The 4408-nt window shown below is 58.2% G+C and carries 5 protein-coding genes and 2 pseudogenes; 4 read left to right on the top strand and 3 right to left on the bottom strand.

Going from position 1 to position 4408, the window contains the following annotated elements; translation table 11 throughout:
* Positions 1-154, bottom strand: a pseudogene (locus tag ACRXB1_RS31515) (BadF/BadG/BcrA/BcrD ATPase family protein); the annotation flags it as partial.
* A 161-nt stretch (positions 155-315) separates the two neighbouring features.
* Here ACRXB1_RS31515 and ACRXB1_RS31510 point away from each other — a divergent pair.
* The 3 genes from ACRXB1_RS31510 to ACRXB1_RS31500 all read left to right on the top strand — a co-directional run bounded on the left by ACRXB1_RS31510 (position 316) and on the right by ACRXB1_RS31500 (position 2293).
* Entirely contained in the window at positions 316-960 is a 645-nt protein-coding gene (locus ACRXB1_RS31510; RefSeq protein ID WP_449494269.1) for a DNA-3-methyladenine glycosylase I, read from the top strand.
* A 479-nt stretch (positions 961-1439) separates the two neighbouring features.
* The gene (locus ACRXB1_RS31505; protein ID WP_449494268.1) at positions 1440-1865 is read left to right on the top strand and encodes a hypothetical protein; all 426 of its coding nucleotides are present in this window, start codon (positions 1440-1442) and stop codon (positions 1863-1865) included.
* 68 nt (positions 1866-1933) lie between these two features.
* On the top strand, positions 1934-2293 hold the full coding sequence (locus ACRXB1_RS31500) for a hypothetical protein (protein ID WP_061998263.1): 360 nt from the start codon (positions 1934-1936) through the stop codon (positions 2291-2293).
* A 145-nt stretch (positions 2294-2438) separates the two neighbouring features.
* Here the strand turns inward: ACRXB1_RS31500 and rpsU are convergent, their stop codons facing one another.
* A complete protein-coding gene (rpsU, locus tag ACRXB1_RS31495; protein ID WP_031357080.1) occupies positions 2439-2651 on the bottom strand; it encodes a 30S ribosomal protein S21 in 213 nt (70 codons plus the stop codon).
* Between the two features lie 363 nt (positions 2652-3014).
* Positions 3015-3962 (bottom strand): aldo/keto reductase, encoded by a 948-nt coding sequence (locus tag ACRXB1_RS31490; RefSeq protein WP_449494267.1) that lies wholly within the window; start codon positions 3960-3962, stop codon positions 3015-3017.
* Between the two features lie 285 nt (positions 3963-4247).
* Between ACRXB1_RS31490 and ACRXB1_RS31485 the strand changes: the two are divergent.
* Positions 4248-4408 (top strand): annotated as a pseudogene (locus tag ACRXB1_RS31485) (flagellin N-terminal helical domain-containing protein); the annotation flags it as partial.

Raw genomic sequence — 4408 nt, 5'->3', positions numbered from 1 at the left:
TCCAGGCGCGCTCGACGCCAAGTCCAAGCCCTGAAGGTCCACCCGATGCACGAGCGAGTTCGACGCCGTTTGCGTCGGCCAGGACAACACGCGTGCCGCTGCCGCCGCCATCGACGCCGATCAGATAAGAGTAGGAGTGGTTTGAATTAGTCATGCCGGAAGCTTAACGGCCCGGCGCCGGCACCGCCACTCAGCCGAATGGGATACCACTTGAACGCAAGACCGCATCACCGACCATGCCATTCGGCCGACTGTTCCGCGCAAAGCCTTCCGCCTATGCTGATCGAACGTTCACCATGCATCCCTGAATCAGCCATGACAAAACCTAAGAGATCAGCCCAGCCCAGCGAAACTCCCGAGCCGCACCGCTGCGGCTGGGTGAGCACGCCGGCCCTCGCCCACTATCACGACACGGAATGGGGCGTCCCCTCGCACGACGATCGTCATCTCTTCGAAATGCTCGTGCTCGAGGGCGCTCAGGCCGGCTTGTCCTGGTCAACGATTCTTAACAAGCGCGAGGGCTACAAGACGCTGTTTCACAACTTCAATATAGACAGGGTTGCCGCCTTCTCGGAAAACGATGCAGCCAAACTCCTGCTCGACGCCCGCATCATCCGCAACCGGGCGAAGATCGCATCCGCTGTCGCCAACGCTCGCGCGGTACAGCGAATTCAGGCTGAGCACGGCTCCTTCGCGGCATTCGTGTGGTCGTTTGTCGGCGGCACGCCTGTCGACACTCCGCGCGCTTCGTACTCGCACGCGCCGGCCTCCACGGAAATATCGGACGCATTGAGTCGCGCGCTGAGGAAATTCGGTTGTACGTTCGTCGGATCGACCACGTGCTACGCCTTCATGCAAGCAACCGGCATGGTCAACGACCACGAAGCCGCCTGTTTCTGCCGTTCGGACTACGCTCTACCGAGTGCAAAGCGTCCATCCGCCAAAAAGCCATCAGTTTAAGAAATTCATTGCCACGGGTTTGCAGCTCAGATATTGCGTTTTCGCAACAAACTTCGTTGTTTAAGGCATCCTCAGGGAAAATCCCGACGGCAATGCTTTTTGGCGGGTAGAAAACGCTCTGGAGCCTTTACTACAAAGCCGCGTCGGCTGGCCACCGGCCGTGCAGAAACCCGGGCAGCATGTCAAAATTGCGACCTACTGAGTGCCAGCACCCATTTTTTACCGGGAAGAACCGCTATAAATTAAGTGCGAACTGGTTTTGCAGCGCGTGAACGGCTTATTTGCCGTCAGTCGCGATGTGAGGCTGGCCGAAGCGTGCTTGGTCCTGGCGGGCGGTATTGCAGGAAAGCGAATGGCGAATCGAAAAACGCGGATTGTGTGGCTCACCGCGCTAAGACGACCCGAATCGCGTCCGATACTGATAACGCTGTTTGATGACACCCACGAAGCGCCGCGATGTCGGTGCAGGGGAAAGCAGAATGAAAAACCTCAACTTTTTGACGCATCAGGAAATCTTCGATAGCGCCGTGCACCACTTGTTTGGCCAGGGTCAGGCAGCTTTGCTGCCGCGAGGCGGCGGCGCATATCGCGGATACTGCGGCGGCTGTCCAGTAGGCAGCTTCATCAAGCCGCGAGACTACATGACAGCGATGGAAGGCGTGCCTATCCGCTACATCGACAAAGGTCCCGAGTCTGTGCCTTCGTACATGGATGTCGGTGTGACAGCGTTGAAGCGGGCGTTGTTGCGCTCGAACATCAATGTCTACGACCCGACTACCGTCGAATTGCTCAGATGCCTGCAGAACGTGCACGACGTATTCGGCAAATGGGAATGGCGCGAGCGGTTTGCATCGATTGCACGCCAGTTCAATCTGTCGGCGGAACGGTTGAAGTCAGCGGCTTGAGCGCAAGGACACTGCCTGGCTCCGTCGAGGTTCCAGGAAATGCATCAATTAGAACAACGAGTAACGCAATGTTAACGGCAAGAGACATCTACGAACGCGTGAGCGCGCATCTGCTCACGCAGCGGGCCGTGTCGGAGGATGACAACGGTTCGTGCCGGCTTCGCAGCAGCGACGGCCGCAAATGCGCTATCGGGTCGCTGATTGCTGACGACGTGTACCAGCCGGACATTGAAGGCATTGGTATCTCGTACTACCGGAACGCGAGAGACGGATCGCTACTGCGGGCGCTGTATGCATCCAACGTGAATGCCTACGATCCTGAAATTGCCGAGCTGCTGATCGAGCTGGAAGAAGTTCATGACGACTTCCGCGTCGACGAATGGCCGCAGGTCCTGGCTCGCTTGGCGGAGCGCCACGCCTTCGTCTGAAAAGCACAGCACGGCTGCCACAAAGTACAAAGCAAAACACGAAGCGCAAAGCAGAACACAAAGCAAAACGGCGATGCAACCCTTTCGGGCAGCATCGCCGTTTTGCTTTGTTGCGGCCCAGACTGAGGCCGCAACATGCCAAGAATCAGTGAAGCTTCTTGGGCAGCATCTGGCTGCGCAGACGCTTGCGCAGGCGGCTAACTGCAGCCGCTTTCTTGCGCTTGCGTGCTGTCGTCGGCTTCTCGTACGACTGGCGTTCGCGAAGTTCGGCGATCAGGCCGTTCTTTTCGATGGTCCGGCGAAAGCGACGGATCGCAACGTCGAACGGCTCATTTTCTTTCAAAACAATAGTGGTCATGGAAGTCCTAAATCGCTAATACGTTTTTCTGACTGCGCGGCGAAGCGTAACCAAACGGGCTTACGCCGCGCGCCGGCACTCCGATCGTCCACCCAACGCGGCGAACACGAGCAAAGCGGCCACGGAGGCCGGAAAAGAGAGAGGTGGGATTTCACCGCCGATCACGGCATGCGCATTCCCTGGAATCCGGAACAGCGCACTTCGGGCCGCCAGACGTCGCGAAAAGCTGCGGCGTCATCGGGCAAAAATCTCGATTCGGGCGAGATGTTATCAGATCGTCGACGTATCGCCAACCCCGCAAAGCCGGTTTGCGGGGCGCAACTCCATGAAAATCCGAAGTTTTTCAGGTATTTATGCGAAAACTTACGCCGGATCACTGACCTCCGTCAGCAACGCAATGTCTTCAGACTCGAGCGTGATGCGCGTCGCTTCGGCAAGATTTTCGAGCTGTTTGACCGAAGTCGCGCTGGCAATCGGCGCTGTCACGCTTGGACGTGCGATCAGCCATGCGAGCGCAATTGTAGCGGGCGCGACGCCGTGGCGGTCGGCGACCTTGACGAGCGCATCGATGATCCGCAAGCCGCGATCGTTCAGATAGCCCGAGACCTTGGAACCGCGCGCAGCGTTCTCCGTATCGGCTTTGGACCGGTATTTTCCGCTCAGGAAACCGCTCGCCAGGCTGTAGTACGTCACCACAGAGACTTTATGCGCCGCCGCGACCGGCTCCTGGTCGCCTTCGTAACCTGCGCGATCGTAGAGGTTGTATTCCGGTTGCAGCACCTGATAACCCGGAATGCCCTCCTTTTGAGAGATCTTCAGCGCCTCTTCCAGCCGGTCGCCCGTGTAGTTCGATGCCCCGATCACCCGCACCTTTCCGGCTGCAATCAGCTTCTGATAGGCGCCGAGCGTGTCGATGAGCGGCGTTTTATCGTCGTCGAGATGGGAGAAATAGACGTCGATGTAATCCGTCTTGAGCCGCTTGAGCGAGTCGTTCACGGCCGCTTCGATGTTCGCCGCCGACAGCCCCGGCCGCGTGCTCAGCATGCCTACCTTGGTGGCGAGCACGACCTTGTCGCGCTTGCCGCTCTCCTTCAGCCACTTGCCGATGATCGTCTCCGATTCACCGCCCTGGTGGCCTTCGACCCAGGCCGAATAGACGTCGGCGGTATCGATGAAATTGAGGCCGTGGTCGACAAAAGCGTCGAGAAGGGAGAAGGACGTGCGTTCGTCGGCGGTCCAGCCGAACACGTTGCCGCCAAAGACGAGCGGCGCGACCTTGAGGTCCGAGGTACCGATGGTGCGGTGTTGCATGGTGGCTCCTGACATGTGCAATCAAGGGAATGCTGCGAAAAAGAATACCCGTGAATCTGCATGCCCGCAGGCGGCGTGCCATTGCAAACCCCTTACGGCAAGACTATCTCCAGCGTTCAAGGCATTCCTTCTACAAATGATTTTCGAATTCCTCAAGTTTTTTGTGAGGGGCCGCTAACCCAAGTAGGCGGCCGGCTAACACGCTCGGAACCGCCAGGCAACAGGACGGCGTAGTAGCCAAAAACAGCCCTTTTAGCTCACATAGCTTTTTCAGGAGAAATCCAAATGATCGGTATTAACAGCAATATCAACTCGCTGGTCGCTCAGCAAACCTGGGCAGCACGCAGAGCGCGCTGTCGTCGGCAATCACCCGCCTGTCGTCGGGCAAGCGCATCAACAGCGCCGCGGACGACGCAGCAGGACAAGCCATTGCGTCGCGCATGACG

It is taken from the genome of Caballeronia sp. M23-90 (genome assembly GCF_053574605.1).
The sequence above is the reverse complement of the archived record's forward strand: the minus strand, read 5'-3'. Positions and strand labels throughout refer to the sequence as shown.